The 16,955-nt window shown below is 57.2% G+C and carries 10 protein-coding genes and 6 pseudogenes; 9 read left to right on the top strand and 7 right to left on the bottom strand.

Annotated features, from left to right (window positions below):
- Positions 1-169: 169 nt before the first annotated feature.
- The 7 genes and pseudogenes from CLV74_RS23450 to CLV74_RS07025 all read left to right on the top strand — a co-directional run.
- Positions 170-397: pseudogene (locus CLV74_RS23450) on the top strand (transposase); the annotation flags it as partial.
- A pseudogene (locus CLV74_RS23130) lies at positions 391-746 on the top strand (DDE-type integrase/transposase/recombinase); the annotation flags it as partial. The pseudogenes CLV74_RS23450 and CLV74_RS23130, both read left to right, overlap by 7 nt.
- Positions 747-857: 111 nt before the next feature.
- On the top strand, positions 858-2,021 hold the full coding sequence (locus CLV74_RS07005) for a glycosyltransferase family 2 protein (protein ID WP_106263530.1): 1,164 nt from the start codon (positions 858-860) through the stop codon (positions 2,019-2,021).
- Between the two features lie 31 nt (positions 2,022-2,052).
- Complete coding sequence (locus CLV74_RS07010) at positions 2,053-2,424, top strand: GtrA family protein (RefSeq protein WP_106263531.1); 372 nt, start codon at positions 2,053-2,055, stop codon at positions 2,422-2,424.
- Between the two features lie 68 nt (positions 2,425-2,492).
- Positions 2,493-4,517, top strand: a complete 2,025-nt coding sequence (locus CLV74_RS22760; RefSeq protein ID WP_170107998.1) for a hypothetical protein — start codon at positions 2,493-2,495, stop codon at positions 4,515-4,517.
- A 166-nt stretch (positions 4,518-4,683) separates the two neighbouring features.
- Positions 4,684-5,759 (top strand): annotated as a pseudogene (locus CLV74_RS07020) (IS3 family transposase).
- A 318-nt stretch (positions 5,760-6,077) separates the two neighbouring features.
- A complete protein-coding gene (locus CLV74_RS07025; RefSeq protein ID WP_106263533.1) occupies positions 6,078-7,166 on the top strand; it encodes a class I SAM-dependent methyltransferase in 1,089 nt (362 codons plus the stop codon).
- 189 nt (positions 7,167-7,355) lie between these two features.
- Here CLV74_RS07025 and CLV74_RS07030 read toward each other — a convergent pair.
- Together CLV74_RS07030 and CLV74_RS07035 are read right to left on the bottom strand one after the other, a co-directional pair.
- A pseudogene (locus CLV74_RS07030) lies at positions 7,356-7,493 on the bottom strand (integrase core domain-containing protein); the annotation flags it as partial.
- Between the two features lie 266 nt (positions 7,494-7,759).
- Positions 7,760-8,078, bottom strand: a pseudogene (locus CLV74_RS07035) (transposase); the annotation flags it as partial.
- A gap of 118 nt (positions 8,079-8,196) precedes the next feature.
- Between CLV74_RS07035 and CLV74_RS07040 the strand changes: the two are divergent.
- Positions 8,197-9,207, top strand: coding sequence for an IS110 family RNA-guided transposase (locus CLV74_RS07040; RefSeq protein WP_106263534.1), 1,011 nt, complete (start codon positions 8,197-8,199; stop codon positions 9,205-9,207).
- Between the two features lie 441 nt (positions 9,208-9,648).
- Here CLV74_RS07040 and CLV74_RS07045 read toward each other — a convergent pair whose 3' ends face one another.
- Positions 9,649-10,590, bottom strand: coding sequence for an NAD-dependent epimerase/dehydratase family protein (locus CLV74_RS07045; protein ID WP_106263535.1), 942 nt, complete (start codon positions 10,588-10,590; stop codon positions 9,649-9,651).
- A gap of 27 nt (positions 10,591-10,617) precedes the next feature.
- A complete protein-coding gene (locus CLV74_RS07050; RefSeq protein ID WP_106263536.1) occupies positions 10,618-14,022 on the bottom strand; it encodes a rhamnan synthesis F family protein in 3,405 nt (1,134 codons plus the stop codon).
- 172 nt (positions 14,023-14,194) lie between these two features.
- On the opposite strand from CLV74_RS07050, the pseudogene CLV74_RS07055 reads away from it, so the two are divergent.
- Positions 14,195-14,572 (top strand): annotated as a pseudogene (locus CLV74_RS07055) (transposase); the annotation flags it as partial.
- A gap of 121 nt (positions 14,573-14,693) precedes the next feature.
- Here the strand turns inward: CLV74_RS07055 and CLV74_RS07060 are convergent.
- The 3 genes from CLV74_RS07060 to CLV74_RS07070 form a co-directional block, all read right to left on the bottom strand.
- Positions 14,694-14,942 (bottom strand): hypothetical protein, encoded by a 249-nt coding sequence (locus tag CLV74_RS07060; RefSeq protein WP_106263537.1) that lies wholly within the window; start codon positions 14,940-14,942, stop codon positions 14,694-14,696.
- A gap of 577 nt (positions 14,943-15,519) precedes the next feature.
- The gene (locus tag CLV74_RS07065) at positions 15,520-16,536 is read right to left on the bottom strand and encodes a CsgG/HfaB family protein (RefSeq protein ID WP_170107999.1); all 1,017 of its coding nucleotides are present in this window, start codon (positions 16,534-16,536) and stop codon (positions 15,520-15,522) included.
- Complete coding sequence (locus CLV74_RS07070; RefSeq protein WP_106263539.1) at positions 16,526-16,930, bottom strand: curli assembly protein CsgF; 405 nt, start codon at positions 16,928-16,930, stop codon at positions 16,526-16,528. Before CLV74_RS07070 ends, CLV74_RS07065 begins: the two co-directional genes overlap by 11 nt.
- Between the last annotated feature and the right edge of the window lie 25 nt (positions 16,931-16,955).

Raw genomic sequence — 16,955 nt, forward strand, 5'->3', positions numbered from 1 at the left:
AGCCCTCGATCCGGATCACGAGGACACCTGATCTGCAAAAAGCTCTCCGGCGCGAAAGACGCAACGCCGGAGAGCTTTGAGCCGATGTAGGTCGGGGGTGCAAATTGGACGTGTCGCGGTTTTAGTGCCGCTCCTTTGATAGCATTTATTACAGCTAGGAAGACGAACTATGGGACTGAAACAAAAGGACAAGTTCCGAGCTGACGCGGTGCGGATCGCGCCGACGAGTGGCCTAACACGTAAGCAGGCGGCATCTGATTTAGGGGTTGGGCTATCGACCTTGAACAAATGGGTGACGGCGCATCGTGACACTGAGGTTGTGTCAGACCAGGATTTGGACCTTACCCGTGAGAATGAGCGACTTCGCCGTGAGAACCGCCTTCTCAAGGAGGAGAGAGCATCTTCCTGAACCGTTTGGCTCGCCTTATAAGTCTGGCCGGGATCACAGCGCAGATTGGCTACAAACGCCGCCCCAGCAAGTATCGTGGAAAGCCATCAATCATCGTGGATAGCACACTGGATCGGCAATTTGACATGGCCGCAGTAGACAATGTTTGGGTGATAGACATCACTTATACTCGGCCTCATGAAGACTTCGCCTATCTGACTGTCGTCATTGACTTTTATTCCAGACGGATCATTGGTTGGTCGACGCAAAGTCGGCAGACGACCGATGTGGCTCTGCAGGACTCCTGATGGCGATTTGGCGTCGCAAACCCCGCAACAGGGTTCACGTTCTTTCGGATATTCAATGCTCTCAGCAGGGCTATACAAAAGATAACAGATCAATTATGAGCCGGCTCCAATTAATATACTCGTTAGCTCGAGAGACATTTGCCTGAGTGAGGGGCCCTGAAATGTATGACCTATCGACCAGCCAACTCGAGCTCTCGATCGTTATCCCCTGTCTAAATGAGGCAGAGACACTCGCGATCTGTATTCAGAAAGCAAAGGCTTTCTTGTCCAATTCCGCTGTGTCCGGAGAGGTAGTAATTGCGGACAACGGTTCAACGGATGGCTCGCAGGCCATTGCTGAGGCCGAGGGGGCACGTGTCGTCGCGGTGCCACGGCGGGGCTATGGCGCGGCTCTGATCGGTGGAATTGAGGCCGCTCAAGGCAAATACGTGATCATGGGCGACGCCGACGACTCCTATGACTTTTCGGCCCTAATGCCCTTCGTTGAGCGCTTGCGCGGCGGTGCCGATATCGTAATGGGGAACCGCTTTAAGGGTGGGATAGCGGAGGGTGCAATGCCTTTCCTCCATCGGTATCTAGGAAACCCGGTACTCAGCTGGCTGGGACGGTTGTTCTTCAAGGTTCCAACGGGCGACTTCCACTGTGGGCTGCGGGGTTTTTCACGTGAGCGGGTCAGGGCCTTGAATCTACGGACCACGGGGATGGAATTTGCCTCGGAGATGGTTGTGTGTGCCTCGCTCGAGAAATACCGGATTGAGGAGGTGCCCACGACTTTAGCGAAGGATGGTCGAAGCCGTCCGCCGCATCTGCGGACTTGGCGTGACGGATGGCGGCACCTCAGCTTCCTGCTAATGTACAGCCCACGTTGGCTTTTTCTATATCCGGGCCTTGCGCTTTCGGCGATCGGCTTGCTAGCTGGCTTCTTACTATTTCCTGGCCACTTCTCGGTCGGATCGGTTACCTTCGATATTCACACCTTCATCGTTACCAGTTTCTTGCTCGTACTTGGCGTGCAGGCGATCTCCTTCGCGGTCCTGTCCCGAAAGTTCGTTTCGAGTCACCAGATGATGCCACCCTCGCAGCTTTCGAGCATCCTGAACGCTCTCACGCTCGAGAGGCTTCTGATCGTCGCCGCCATCTTGTTCTTCGGTGGACTAGCGGGACTGCTGAACTGTACACTACAATGGTCTTCTTCCGGATTCGGGCCGCTGGAATATTCGCAGATGCTGCGCGTCCTGATCGCTTCGATGACCGCAATGATCATTGGGGGACAGCTTGCCTTCACCGCCTTCCTGTCAGGCATCGTGGCGATCCCTACCCGATAGGTTCAGTCTGCTTCAGGGGACCAGCATCGAAATGGATATCGGCCAGACACTGCGCTTCATCATAGCGGGTTCGTTCACGGCAGGCATCTATTTCCTGCTGATGCTGGGTTTCTTGAACCTAGGGTTTCCCAACATGCTCGCTGCCCTAGCAGCCCACGCGATCGCCTTCTGCATCGGCTACCTCAGCCAAAAGCGCTTCGCGTTTCGTTCTGAAACTGGCCATTCGCGCAGCCTGCCCAGATACGCCGCTTTGCAGGCATGCTGTGCCGGCTCGGCCGTACTCTCCGCCTGGCTCTGCGCGAGGCTCGCGATTTCGACCCCAACAGTCGTGGCCGCGATCACGACCCTGGTCCTCAGCGCTGTGAGCTATATTACCTCAGCCCGTTGGGTGTTTCGCGACTGACCTACCCGAGGCTGCCCCGACCCCCAGCGTCCAGAGCCACTACGAAGCGCCCTTTTGAAAGCTTTTTTATGCCACTGACAAAGACCCTCTCGCGCCGCCGCTTGATCTATGTGGTAATGCTTGCCGCAAGTCTACTCTACCTGTTCGCGACGATCGGCTATCCCATCGTTGCCATTCCGCAAGCGGCCCATGACGATGCTCTATTTTATCGCGGGCTGAAAGCGTTGGAACGCGGCGACTGGCTCGGCGCATATGATAATCGGACCTTGGTCAAGGGGCCCTTTGTATCGATCTTCGGAGCAGTCGCTAATTTGTTCGGATCTGCAGAAAAATCCGCTGAGGCCGTGCTCTACCTGGTCGTATCGCTGCTCGCCGCCGTAAGTCTGCGGCGGATCGGTGCCAGTCGTATCACGGCCTGCGTGAGCTTCGTGCTGCTCCTGAGCTGTCCTTACATTTGGAGCGAGCCAGGCCGCCGTTTCCTGCGCGACGGGCTCTATGGCTCGCTAGTGCTGGCGACATTGCTCCTTACCCTTTGCGCCATTATCGAGCGCCGTCGTCCTAGGGCGGGCCTTCTAGCGACCGCAAGCGGCTTGACGACCGGGTGCGCCTACATGACCCGGGAAGAAGACATTTGGCTGGTGGCAATCCTGCTAACCCTGGTGGTCGGTGCGGCGATCAGAACCATGGTCCGGTTTGGCCCGAGAAGGCTGCTAGATGCCGCAGTGCATAAGATGATCGTCGTCGTTTGCTTCGTGGCTGGTCTGGTGGGAAGCGTCGGGCCGGTCCTGCTGATGAACAAGGCAGAGTACGGGAGAGCGATTGTTTCGGAAACGCGCGCCCCGGAATTCGTGGCCGCCGTGGGCAGCCTGATGCGCGTCGGAAGACCGCATCCGTCGGGCTTCGTGCCGGTCACAAACGCAGCGATGCAGACAGTGTTACAGACCGTGCCCGAAGCCGCGCCGCTCAAAAAATCGTGGCCCGAGATCGCCGCCGGCTGGTCTCTGCACGGGCGATCTCTGATCCCGGACGACCCCGAACAGATTGCCGGCGGCTGGTTCATCTGGGCCTTCAGAGACGCGGTCGCGGCAAGTGGGCACTTCGGCACGCCAGAAGACGCACGCGCATTTATGGTCAGGTTCGCTGACGGTGTGAATTCCGCGTGCGACGATGGCCGCTTAAGCTGTCGCGCGCGCCGCGAAACGCTGCGCCCCGAATTGACCCCCGCGTTGCTCCCCAAACTCATTACCCGCTCCTGGCACGCGCTCCTTCACACCGTGTCGGTCAAGGCCGCGGATCCGGCACTTCTGTTCAGCGACCCTGCGGCGGCCGGACTCGAGGACTGGTCACGACGGATCGGCCCGGTCGTGGTCTCGCTAGAGGAGGATATCAACGCCAGCGGTTGGATCGCCGCGCCAGGCCACGCCGGGGCATTCGAACTGTCCGCGCAAGGCGATTTCACCGCCATTGTCCGCGAGGCCAGTTACGCCCCTGCTCCGGACGTAGTCGCCTATTTCAAGGGACTGGGTCAGCCGGACATGGCTGCTACCCGCTTCAGCCTGTCACTAAAATGTCCAGAACTTACCTGCACCCTGAGCCTAGTGGACGGGTCAAGGGGGGAGACGACGGTCGATTTTCGGGCGATCGACCGGGGCGAAATGGGACTGCCCGCCCCCTTCCGAGGATATCTTGATCAGATACTGAATAAGCAGTCGCCGGATCTGCAGCCTCCGAGCGGGTCCGACCTGCGCGTTGCGGTCGCCCAGGTTGCGTCGCGCGTTGCTCAAGTCGTCGTGCCCTCGATCTGCGTCTTAGGCACCTTAGGCCTCCTAGTCTGGCTGGTGGCTCTTCGCAGATCACGGGAGCAAGACTGGCTTGCGATTCTAGCAGTGGCTGCCCTAGTTGCCGTCCTAGGTCGAAGTGCGATCATCGGCTACATCTCGGTTACATCTTGGAACGCAGTGAACACCGGCTACCTTGGTCCGGCATACCCCTTTGCGATCCTCTACGGATGCCTCGGCACCGCGATTCTGGTCGCCCGGCTGCGTGCTCTCCGCTGCTGTCCTCGCCTTTCAGGCCGTCCAGCACGATCCTGATCTTTTCTTCTGCTGAGTGTTGCTTGCGTGTGGCGCGGCAGATTTCTGCTCTAGCTACTGAATGCCGGACCATTTGCAGTTGGGGTTTTCGGCTACTCTTTCCTGGTTGGGAGAAGAGCGGAAACGCATGAAAGCATCGAAGTTTATGGACGCGTAGAAGGCGTTCATCTTGCGGCAAGGTGAAGATGCAATGCCTGTTGCCGAAATCTGTCGCAAGGCTGGGATTATTCAGGCGACCTACTTCAATTGGAAGAAAAAATATGGTGGGTTGCTGCCCGACGAGATGCGACGGTTGAAGCTGCTTGAAGACGAGAACGCGCGTCTCAAGAAGATTGTCGCGGACCTGACGCTGGACCGTGAAATGGTGAGCGGGGGAACGCCACCGGTCTGAGTGACCCCGTGAACGGATGTTATTCGCCGAAAGCTCTGAAGCCGGAACGGTCGCGTGAACTCGTTCGCGGGATGTGCGCAGATTGGGCGGTCTCGATCCGCAAGGCTTGTGGGGCCCTGCGTTTTGACGGCTCGAGCTACCACTATAAATCCCGCCGCACGGATCCGGAAGCGCTGAAGGCGCGGATCAAAGAGATCTGCGAAACGCGTGTCCGGTATGGTTACCGGCGCGTGCACGTCGTCCTTGATCGCGAGGGCTGGTGCCACAGCATCAAGAAAACCTATAGTGTTTACAGGTCTATGGGCATGCAATTGCGGAACAAGACACCGAAGCGGCGTGTGAAAGCGAAGCTACGAGAAGATCGTGCTGAAGCTGTCGGCCCAAACGACGTTTGGGCGATGGATTTTGTCCACCACCAGTTGGCCCTGGGGCAAAAGTTGCGCATTCTGACGGTCGTCGACACCCACTCGCGGTTCTGCCCTGTTTTGGATGCCCGCTTCAGCTACCGCGGCGAAGATGTTGTCCAGACACTGGAAAAGGTCTGCTCAAAAGCGGGCTTTCCGAAAACCATAAGAGTCGATAACGGCAGTGAGTTCGTGTCTCGCGACCTCGATCTGTGGGCCTACGCAAAAGACGTCACGCTGGACTTCTCAAGACCGGGAAAACCGACGGATAACGGCTTCATCGAGGCATTCAACAGCAAGCTCCGGTCCGAGTGCCTGAACGCACATTGGTTTATGAGCCTTGCGGATGCCAGCGAAAAGCTGGAGGATTGGCGTAGACACTACAACGACGACCGACCACACAGCGCCATCGGATACAACGTCCCGAGCGCACTGCATTCCAGATGACGTCACCAGCTCGTCATCGTGATCAAAGGCCTGAAACTCCAGCTTCGGGTGGTCCAGAGTTAGTAGGCACAGCAAATTTGGGGCAGGTTCTAATCGATGCTGGAGGAAAAATCCGGTGGAAGGTCAGAGGTGCCAGTTCTTCTCGATGTATAGGGGTTATTTTGTGTGATTGCTGAGTGCTATCAAAAGTTAATCTGAGGGCTTGATTTACCCTGCTTTTTCCGGCAATAACCAGCCACTTCGGATCGGGCTTCGCCGACATTTTGGTGGGCTAGTGTAGCGCCCAACTTCTGGCCTGCTTTGGAGGAGGAGAAACATATGAAGCGCGATACTTCCATCGAGACTGAACCTAAAAGGTACGTGCGTGATCTTTATGCCTGCAATAAAGGAAAGATCAGCGACAAATGGAGCTCTTACCTAGATTTCTACGAAGAGATTTTTGCCCCTCGCCGAGATCGACCTCTGAGGATTTTGGAAATCGGGATTCAGAACGGCGGTTCCCTGGAGATCTGGGCGCGTTACTTCGACAAGGCTGAGCAGATTGTGGGCTGCGACATTGCGCCAGCCGCGGCAAAGCTGTGCTTTGCCGATCCGCGTATTCAGGTGATCGTGGGCGACGCAAACCAGCCCGAGACCTTCGCTCAGATCGCTGCACTGTCGGATCGGTTTGATATCATTATCGACGACGGCTCTCATCGTTCGGGTGATATCGTACGCAGCTTCGGGCTGTATTTTCCGCTTCTAGCCGAAGGCGGGCTTTATATCGCCGAGGATTTGCATTGTTCCTATTGGCAGGAATTCGAAGGCGGGCTCGAGGCGCCGTTCGCGTCGATGACCTTCTTCAAGCGGCTGGCGGATCTGGTGAATCGTGAACATTGGGGTGCATCGCTCGATGCTGATGCGATTTTGGGATATTTTGCGGAGACCTATGGTGCGGTGTTCGATGCTGGTGCGCTTGGACGGATCACCGAGGTACGCTTCCGCAATTCGATCTGCGCGATTGTTAAGGGCGCGGCTGGGGGCAATGCGATTGGGCCGCGTGTTGTGGCCGGGACCGAGACTCTGGTTGAGCCGCGCGTCAGCCTTGCGCTGAACGGCACACATTTTGCGCGTACCAATCAGACTGGAAATCCCTTCGGCCCGCTGGCGCCGCGTCTTGAGGCGCAGGCTGCTTTTTCCGAGCAGGTCACAGAGCTCGAGGCGCGCGTGGCGCTTGCCGAGGACCGCACGAAGCAGGCCCAAAAGGCGCTGCGGCGTGCGCGGCGCTATCCGCTGGCGGGCCTGCGAGATAAATTAGTTTTTAAGATGCTGCGGGCGCTGGCAAAGGCAAGCCCACTGCTCTCGTCGCGCACGACCGCTCGTTTTGGGCGCAAGGCGGCCAAGTACAATCCCGATCGCGGGCTTTAAGCCGCAACTGAGCCGCTTCGGGGACCGGACCATCATCTTCGAATGGGCAGCCGGATGACGAATGTTTGGAACAAGCTTTGTTTCCATTAAAACGCTTTGCCCCGCGGATGGTTGCGTGCGGTCCTGCGGAATCGCAAGGGCACAATCTGGCCGGCTGAGAAGCCTTATCTGACTGGTCCATGATAAATGTTAGTGCATTGTCGGCCTCTGATCCAATAGAACAATGGCCTCGGGAGCTGGTGGTCTATATCCCAATGCACTGTGTGGACGTTTCGTATTGTAGTGATTTCTCCAATCCTCGATGATGATCTTGGCTTCGTCGAGAGCTTCATGTTTAGACGGCCCCGGGGGCGCAAGTGTTTTGATAGTGATTTTCTTCGGCGGGTGCGTTCATGTATTCGGCCTGTTTTTGCAGCCCTAACATGACTGCTGGCCCTGATGGTGTCCGCGGATCGAGGCCTTATCAACAGGACGCGGTAGGGCACACTTAAAGCTCTTCAGGCTTTCTCGATCTTCAGTTCTGCCGATTTGCCATCAAGCTGTCATTGCACTTGTGCCATCTCGTTTTAACTGAGTTGATTTTAGACTGTACGTTATGCGGTTCGGAACACCTCCCCGGTCGTGAGTATGGCCCAGATGGCTCGAGCCAACTTGTTTGCAACGGCCTCAGCAACAACCATAGGTTTGCGTCGCTCGAGCAATGCCTCGATCCATGGGCCATCCACACGGGAACGTGCCTTTGGATATCGTACGACAGTTCGAGCCCCCAATACGAGGAGATGGCGGAGATACCGGTCACCTTGTTTGGTGATGCCGCCAAGCCTGTTTTTTGCCCCCAGATGAGTTCTGTCTGGGTGTCAAGCCAAGCCAGGCGGCAAACTCGCGTCCTGATCGGAATGCCAACGGGACAGGTCCATTCTCGCCGGGGCTCTGTTTGGTTCCGGGTTTCTGTCTCATCTTATGGAATGGACGCCCCTTGCACCCAAGCCGATAGTTTTCGGCAGACGCAGCAAGTAGAAGGAGTTCAAAAATGCAGTTACTTGCGATCGATTTGGGAAAACAGTCCTTTCACATCCACGGCATCACCAGTGAAGGCAAGGTGATCTCGAAGAAAGTAACCCGTTCGAAACTCAAATCCGTGGTACAAGAGATTTCCCCGGAAGCTGTAGCCATGGAAGCCTGCGCCAGTGCCCATCATTGGGGTCGGTTTTTCGAGGAATCAGGTTTTCCAGTGCGACTCATTCACCCCCGTTTTGTGCTGCCATTTGTCAAAGGCTCTAAAAATGACGCGGTAGATGCGGAGGCGATCCACGAAGCCGCGTTGCGTCCAACCATGCGTTTCGTTCCAGTAAAGACGACCGATCAACAGGATTTGCAAATGTTACATCGAACACGTGATCGGCTCATTACACAACGAACAGGATTGATAAACCACATCCGCGGCCTTCTAGCGGAATATGGCGTAGTCATTCCGGTTGGTGCTTGTCGGTTCCGGAAAGACATCAGAAATGCCGTCGCTGAAGCAGGCCTGTCAACTCTGGCAAAGCAGAACTTCACTGCCTTGATCTCCGAATTCGAAGCGCTGGACAGGCGCGTCAATGAGATTGACCGAAAGCTTGTCACGATCTGCAGAAAGGATGCACGCTGTAAACGCCTATCTACCCTTCCCGGTGTCGGACCGGTGATCGCAACCGCAATGGTCGCTGCCGTTGATGACGGACGGCACTTCTCGTCGGGTCGGGCTCTTGCGGCGTGGATAGGGCTGGTTCCACGGCAGTATACGACTGGTGGCAAGCCTCGGCTCGGTTGCATAGGAAAACGGGGGAACCAATACTTGCGGCGCCAGCTCATCCACGGTGCCAGATCCGTCTTGATCCGGATAGCTAGCCGAAATGATCAACGCGCGAAGTGGGCGCAAAACCTACTTGTACGGGCAGGCCACAACAAAACTCTTGTAGCCATCGCCAACAAGACCGCGCGCATCGCTTGGGCAGTGTTGCGCAGTGGAGAAGACTACAAAGCTGTATACTCGCAGCAATAGGTGCCGGGCGTTCCGGCTTCTAGGAATGCGAGGTGAAAAACGATGGTGTAACGGCAGGGGCCGCCAATTCTAAGCCTGTGAGGAGTGATGGCCATCAAAGGCCGGTCATCTTAGAAGGCACTGAAACCACGCGGATCCCATCGAGGCCAGAAGCAACCGAAATGCTTCAAGAAAGGCCGGATAGATTCACGCATCCAATGCCGCTGCTACTATCGTGAAAAACACCTTGCGCGGGGGGCGTCCATAGATCCACTCCTTGGTGGTTACGATGTGCCAGAAACCCTCTCTTCTCGAATCAACCTAAACTGTCCCATTCGCGCTGACGGAAGACAGTATGTCGGATTGAATCCAACGAGCGCCATGACGCCTTCGGCCTTAAATTCCGCTGAATAGCGTTTCCATTTCGCCGTCTTAGGGCAATCTTCGCGAGGCTTTGCAGCTTTACATTTGCTCCGAAATGCCGCGACCACCCCTCTCCGCCTGCGTCCAGTCCCAGGTGTTTTGCAGCCCGTGGTGGAAGCTGGTCTGTGGCTGCCAGCCCAGCGTTTTCCGGGCGCGAGTGATATCCAGCACAGAATAAGGCACGTCGACCTTGCGGCCGTGCTTGAATAGCGGGTGGATGTCCTGCCCAGAAATCTCTGATAGGAGCGCGATCAAGTCGAGCAGGGACAGTCCCTGCCCAGAACCAGCGTTGAGTGCGCCGCAATGATCGCTCTCTGCGGCTGCGAGACAGAGCGCCGCTAAATCCCCCACATAAAGGTAATCGCGGACCACACGACCGTCGCCCCAGATTTCCAGCGGCTGACTGTCGCAAAGCCGCCGCATAAATGTCGCCACCACGCCCTGGACCCCGATATGTCCCTGGCGCGGGCCATAGGGGTTAGCGGCGCGGATCGCGATGGGCAGCAGGCCATGCATGGTGCGGAACATCTCAAGGTAATGCTCGATTGCAACCTTGACGATGCCGTAGGAGTTAATTGGGTTGAGAGGGAAATCCTCTGGGATCGGATAGTTCGGTGCTCGGCCATAGACCGTGCCGCCAGAGGACAGGTAGACAAGCCGCGACACCCCGAGAGCAGTCATTGTTTCCAAAAGAGCCAGCGTGCTGACTAGATTGCCGGTTACGTCGGCCGTTGGATCAAGGTTCGCCGTGCCGGGAAAGGTAGTGCTGACCAGATGGAATACTACATCCTTGCCTGCCAGCAGCTCCGCCAGCAGCATCTTGTCGGAAAAGTTGCCCACCACATATTCCACCCCGGGCAGCGGCGCGCGATAGCGTTCCATCGCCCGGTCGAGCACGACTACCTTGTGCCCTGCCGCGACCAGCGCGTCGACCACATGCGACCCGATAAAACCGCAACCGCCCAGAACCAATGCCTGCATGATACCTCTCTTCCTGCCCGTCTCGGATCAGCGCGTCAGCCCGGCCACATGGGTGACTGCGGCACGATACCCCCGCTGAACCGGCACTACGCCCAGCATCCGCTCTAGCGCGTGCAGCAATGTGCCGTCGTCTGCAATGGGTTCCGCCGGATAATCCTCAGGGCGCAGCCTTAGGTCCACAATGGGCCGCAGCGCGTCGGCGCGCATCCAGAACATCGTCCCGATGGGAAAGTCGATGATATCTGGTAGATCCTGCACACCCAGCCGCTTTGCTAAGCGTTCGCCCTGATCGCGGTTGCGTGACCAGGAGATCAGGTTCGGATCCCCCGGAAAAACGATGCCGATGTCTGGCGCCTCTGCCATAGCGTTCAGCACACGGTCGATCATCGGACCGCCCTGCGCTCCGCCCAGAATGTTTTCATAGAGGAAGCTCACCCAGGCCTCGATCACGTCACTCTTGCCCAAAAATAGGCTCTTTTTGGTGTGGACGTGACCGATCACATCATAATCCCGCACCAGTTCGGGGCCAAAGCCGGTCAGCAGCGGCCCAATGTCGCGCCCGACGTTGGGCAGCACGCGGACCTCAACCTTGGCACCGTAGCCGTCCAGCAGGCGGCGCGCTTCGGCGGCGTCCTCTTCCTCTGTGGTGCTGACGAACAGATCCGGGTGCAGCTGATTGGCATCCAAATGGGCCCTGATGCGTGGCAGCAGGTCTATGTAATAGGCGTGTATCTGCAGTGCCGTGCGCAGCCCGCGCGCAGCTTCTGTCAGGGCGGCCTCGCCGCTGCTGCTGATCACCTGTAACGCCCAAGGGCCGTCGGGGCGGCCCCGACGCAGGAAATCGGCATAGGGGTCGGCTGTCTCTGGCTGACCTTCAGCGCGCTGGTGCATGCGGAAAAGATGCGGGTTAAAGCCCGGTTCTGGCCGCCTCGGGGTCGAGGCACGCGACAACCGTTCGAGGTAGTCCTTTGCAGCCGACGCCCGGCTTTCGGGCGCGACAACAGGAAAACGGACATACCCCTCTTCAAAGCGCTCCTCGGCGGCGATGATTGCGGCATCCGCCTTGCGGGCCTCGCGGCGCGCCCGGGCGGTCAGAGCCTGTGCCTCCAACTCAGCGACATAGGTCGCCATGTTGAACATCGCTGGGGCCCGGTCGCGAAGGGCGGCCGAAACGCGGTCATACAATTTGACGTCTTCGGCTAGTGCCAATAGCTTGTCCGCCATCGCGGCAGTGTCGATGTAGTCGGCCACACAAGTTTCAGCCACCCCGGCCTCTATCAAAGTACGGGCTATGCCCGTGGCACGTTCGAAACACAGCACCGGCAGTCCAGCCATCATCGCATCTATCGCCACGTTGGGCAACGGATCAAGGCGGCTCGGCAACATCAGCATATCGGCTAGTAAGTAGGCATGGTCGATCTCGCTGGTTGGAGGCAGAAAAAGGACGTCATCCTCCATTCCGGAGCGTTTCAACTGGTCCTTCAGCGCCAGAAAAAACGCTGGGTCGTTCGTGTCATCGAACCCGTCGCCGATCCAGACAAAGCGCAGCTTGCGCCCAGCCGCCTGCGCCTTGGCCAGCGCATAGCGTGCCACTTCGATGAACAGGTCGGTGCCCTTGCGGTGCTGCACACGGCCAGCGCCGATCACGACAAAGGCATGCTCTGACCCCGCCGGACGCAACTTCGCGGCCAGACTTTTGCGCTCCCGTTCGGCGGCCTCATCGTTTGACATCCTCCCATCGGCGGGTACGAGGCACTTTCCCTGCGGCAGGATACGGATCTTTGGCGACGCCTCGATGGCGGCACTGCTACCCGCGTCTTCCAGCGTCAGCGGGCTGGAAAAGACTACGCTATCGGAATGTTTCATGACGTCGTGAAAAGGGCCTTCGGGGGCGGGAAAGGACGAGGCAAACTCGTGGATCAGCGACACCGTCGGAATATCCATCTGCGACAAGATCGGCAATATCGGTGAAGAGGCTAACGAATTGACCACCGCAAACTCAATGGGTTTCCCTGAGAGCGTCTTGCGCAGCCATTTCATGACCGTTTTGTTGCGTGCGGGGTGTGGTCCTGTGACGATCATCTCGGTTGCCACATCCCGGAAGGCGTCGATCAAGTCGCCGCCCCGAATGCTCAGCACTGTGACATTGTAGCGGTTGTTTAGCTCACGGGCGATGTTGTACGCTAGGATCGGTGCCCCGGTGCGTGATGCCTCATGGGTCACGACCAGTACATTGCTGAGGTCAGCCCGCCGGGTCTGCCGCCCGTCAAATGCGACGACTTGATCGCGTGGTGCTGTTTCGGCGAGCTTTTCGATCAAGCCTTTCTGCAGACCGCGGTTTGGGTCGCGCTTTGCCGCGCTACGAGCAAAGCGATTGCGGGTCCGCGGGCTCAGAGGCAGCAATTTGCTCGACGCAAGAGCCTTCAAGACCAGCCAGGAAGTTCGATCTTTCCAGATCATACTAGGCTTATTGCGCGCCTTGGCCAATTTCTCACTTAGCAGCTGGATTTCTTCGCGCTGGGCCGTGACAAGGTCGGCTTGCGCAGCCGCGACTTGTGCGCGGGCGTGCGCCGTTTGCAGCAGGGTTTCTGCCAACGCCATGCCGCCTGTATCCAGTTTACGGATCTGGCTTTCCGACGCCAATTCGCCGCTTTTTAGGACCGTGATGAAATCTGCGAGCGGCGTAAGTCCCTCCGCTCCGCGCTCTGCCAGAACGGCCGCGGTATGATCAATGGAAAGCGCCTCGCCTTCAGCCCCGAACAACGCAAGCAGCGCGTCGCGACCGGCGGTATCTTCGGTCATGCGCTGAAAGGTTTCCATCTCCGGGCTCAGGGCCTGTCCCTTGAAGAGCATGCCCAGCCCGTGCTGGTACGTGAAGTTGAAGCTTGGCCAAGTCTGCTCCAATTCCTCCCAATACCGCCAGACACCAAAGCCGCGTTCGCGTACCATCGTATCGTGAAACAGCACGATGGCGTTTTCGGCGAGTTTCGGAATCCAGCTTTCGAAATCTTCCTTCACGTCGTCGTAGAAATGCCGGCCGTCCACATGCAGCAGATCGACAGAACCATCTTCCACGTCAGCCAGCGCCTCTGCAAAGGTTTTGCGCCGGAGCGTGCTGAACCCTTCGTAAGAAGCGTTTTCGGCACGGACGGCTTCATATACTTCTTCGCCGCAGTTCCCGGCGTGCTCATCGCCCTGCCATTTATCGACCGCCACGCAGGTACTGTGAAGCCCACTCTCCTTCACCGCCTGGCAAAAGGCGAAATAGGAATAACCATAATGCGACCCCAATTCGACAATCTGCTTTGGGCGTGCTGCGCTGACCAGCCACATGGCAAAGGGACCATGCCGCAACCAGGCCGTTAGCGGGATGTAGTGCGGTCGGGGTATGTCATGCCCAAGGAAAGTCGTTTTTTTGGTCACAGTCAGCATGCCTCTTGTTCTGGCCTGTTTGCTGCGCGTGTCTTAAGAGCTTTCCAGCCTCACCGCAACGTTGGAGGAGGGGCTCGGTTCAGTAACCATTGATTTCAGCGGCAGGGCATGATTCACCGCGCGAAAACTGAGCGGTGATGTGTCTGATCTCTTCTGGCTGAACGATGCGTAGATGGTGCGGCTGGAGTCCTGCCTCCTAAAGTCCCGCGGCAAGCCGCGGGTCGATGACCGGCGTGTCCTGAGCGGAATTATCTTCATAAACTGCAATGGTTTGCGCTGGAGGAATGCGCCGAAGGCATATGGTCCGCATAAGACGCTCTACAACCGTTGGAAGCGTTGGAGCGAAAAAATCATTTTCGCACAGATGCTGGCCGGGCTGGCAGACGAGCACGGCGAGAAGAAGACGGAGATGATCGATGCTACCTATTTGCAGGCCCACCGAACGGCGTCCAGTCTGGGCGTCAAAAAGGGGAGGGGGCGTGGTCCCCTGATCAGGCGAGCCAAGGGCGGCATGAACACGAAGCTTCACGCCATTTGCGAAAGCAAGGGATGGACGTGTAACGGTTGTGTTCCGGTTTTCTGCGAGGACTACTCGCCATAAAGGGGATCGGATATGGCACCCAAACACAGTGAATATTTCAAACGAGAAGCGGTTCGTAGAGACCATCTCCTTATTTTGCGTCAACGTAGATGTGAAGCGCGAATTGGCTGAGGACAGCGTCGGGGACTGAATGTCCAGCAACGGACTGCTGCTTGAAGCGCGGTCCGATTTCAATATCGGCGTTTTCGAGTAGGGCTTGAAGCACGTTTTCCAGTAATATTGGCGAAGTGCGATACACATGCCGTAGCATAAGCATCGTATTGTTCGTTACGTGGTTTTCGCGCTGGGAGTAGGTTTGGAAATGGCTGATCGCGGTCAAAATGTGCTCCTAAAATCGAAGCATTTTGAACGAAAGTCGCAGGGTGTCAAAGGAGGGTTTTCGAAGAAAACACTTTGTTTCCGGAAAGGTCGGTACCGGCTTTTGGTCTGAGTGGACTCTTCGATTGAGCACAAAAGCGGGTGGAGAAACTGGTTCACATTTTGGTTCACATTTGTTAACAGGTGAAATGTTAATATATTTATTTTACAGTCACTTAAGTGTTACTTTCTGGTCCTCATGAAGCCCTTCGTCTCCGCCATTAAATTTCCGGCGGAAATTTTGTTTCTCAAGAGAACTCTACGTGTCTTTTCTTCCACGTTTGAAGCGGTCTGACGCTTTAAGCTCTTCGAGAACCAATGCATATCTGCTTGATGAATTGCGAATTCGCATACCCGGTGCAGCGGTTTAATCATAGAGCTTCACAATAGGGGTCGAGGTCGGCATTGTGCTTATTGTGGCGCAATTCCAGATGCTCAAGCGGATTTCGGTTCGGGCAATTTGATGCCCGAACGTGTTTGGTTGCTTTAACCAAATAGAAACCGCCGCAGGGATTTGCGAATGCAGGGGCCAGCCGTTCTCAGCCGCGATAGCTTGCCGTCCATTGCCGCAATACAGAGCTAAGTGCCACGCGGAGGGCTGCGTCCAAAGCGAAGGATTTAGGTTCGTTGATCGCGGTGCCTGCCTCGGCCTCAAGGATACGATCCAGTGTCACGTACGTCATCGTGTTGCCCTGCACGAGGCGGCTTTCCACGGCCTGTGTCACGGTCTCTTCGGCGATGATCTCCGACGTGGACACATCGACCAGACGCAGGTTCACGGTGATGATGTCACGGCGGACCCGCTCTTTCACGCCAAAGTTGGCCAGTCGCAGGCCGCCGCCGCCGTTGATTACGTCATGATCGTAAGACACGATCGCGCCGGTGATCAGATAATCAGCGGGTATGATGTCCTGAACCGGCTTGCCAAGGACAAAGGCCGAGAAGGGGATCTCTTTGCCGATCTCGGAAATCCGGCGTGCGCGGTAGCGGTCCAGATTGTCCAAGGTCTGCTCGATCGGGGGCAGGTTGGTTTTGGCGGCTTGCAGGCCATCAACGCCGTAGTCCCGATAGATGTTGGCGCGCAGGCCTTCGACGTCTTTTTCGATGCCGTCGGTCTCGGTCTTGATGCGAGCGCGTTCGGATTGGGTGTGGGCCCGTTGTGCGTCCTCAGTGGCCTGACCGGTGATCAGACGGCGCTCTTGCAGGACGGGTTCCAGAAAGCGGCGTTCGACCACACGGAACCAGCTGCCGTTCCCGACTTCGCGCAGCGCTGCAACCACATAGGCATCCGCCCCTTGCGAGACGGATTTTCCAAGTTCGGAAAAGCTGTCGTTCTTGGCAAGTGCGCCGGTCAGGTCGGGAAATTCGTAGACCGCGATGCTGGTGCGCTGTGAACGCTGGGGAAAGTCCTTGAGGGGCGTGTAGGCGGCCGATTGGACTGCCACGTCTTCTCCGCCGGTTTGCGTCTTGGTCAGATCTGCTTCGTGATAGGCAGCGCTACAGCCAGCCAGAAAGAACGCCACAATCCCAAGCGCGGTCTGGGTCTTATGACGCATCGGCCACCTCCGGCACGATGATTTCCGTGGTCGAATTGCCATCATTCAGTGTGATGATCACATTCCCGTCCGCATCCGTGGTGTAGTTCACCGCCAGATCACCGATCTCAAAGCTGCCGCCGGGGGCGGCGTCACTGCCAAAGATCTGCTGGGTGATCTGCGAGGCCAGAGTGGTCAGCAAGCGCCGCTCAAGGTCTTCGCGAAAGCGTTCCAACTGGGTCTGTTCGGGTTCTTCCTCTTCGAAAACCTGTTTCTGGTTCTCGAGCATGGTCATGTAATAGCTGTTGTTCATGCCGCTGCCGCCAAAGGCGGGCAGGTCATAGGAGAAACGCAGATCCGATGCCTGCGCACAAACAGGAAGTACCAGCAAAGCCGGGACGATCACTCGTTTCATTCTTTTCCCTCGAAAAACGGGTGGA

It is taken from the genome of Donghicola tyrosinivorans (assembly GCF_003003355.1).
Taxonomy (GTDB): domain Bacteria; phylum Pseudomonadota; class Alphaproteobacteria; order Rhodobacterales; family Rhodobacteraceae; genus Donghicola; species Donghicola tyrosinivorans.

Bases quoted from the DNA above. Each gene is read 5' to 3' on its own strand.
- CLV74_RS07005 (WP_106263530.1), top strand. From the start codon at position 858: ATGTATGACCTATCGACCAGCCAACTCGAGCTCTCGATCGTTATCCCC.
- CLV74_RS07065 (WP_170107999.1), bottom strand. From the start codon at position 16,536: ATGCGTCATAAGACCCAGACCGCGCTTGGGATTGTGGCGTTCTTTCTG.
- CLV74_RS07050 (WP_106263536.1), bottom strand. From the start codon at position 14,022: ATGCTGACTGTGACCAAAAAAACGACTTTCCTTGGGCATGACATACCC.
- CLV74_RS07040 (WP_106263534.1), top strand. From the start codon at position 8,197: ATGCAGTTACTTGCGATCGATTTGGGAAAACAGTCCTTTCACATCCAC.
- CLV74_RS07025 (WP_106263533.1), top strand. From the start codon at position 6,078: ATGAAGCGCGATACTTCCATCGAGACTGAACCTAAAAGGTACGTGCGT.
- CLV74_RS07070 (WP_106263539.1), bottom strand. From the start codon at position 16,930: ATGAAACGAGTGATCGTCCCGGCTTTGCTGGTACTTCCTGTTTGTGCG.
- CLV74_RS22760 (WP_170107998.1), top strand. From the start codon at position 2,493: ATGCCACTGACAAAGACCCTCTCGCGCCGCCGCTTGATCTATGTGGTA.
- CLV74_RS07010 (WP_106263531.1), top strand. From the start codon at position 2,053: ATGGATATCGGCCAGACACTGCGCTTCATCATAGCGGGTTCGTTCACG.
- CLV74_RS07045 (WP_106263535.1), bottom strand. From the start codon at position 10,590: ATGCAGGCATTGGTTCTGGGCGGTTGCGGTTTTATCGGGTCGCATGTG.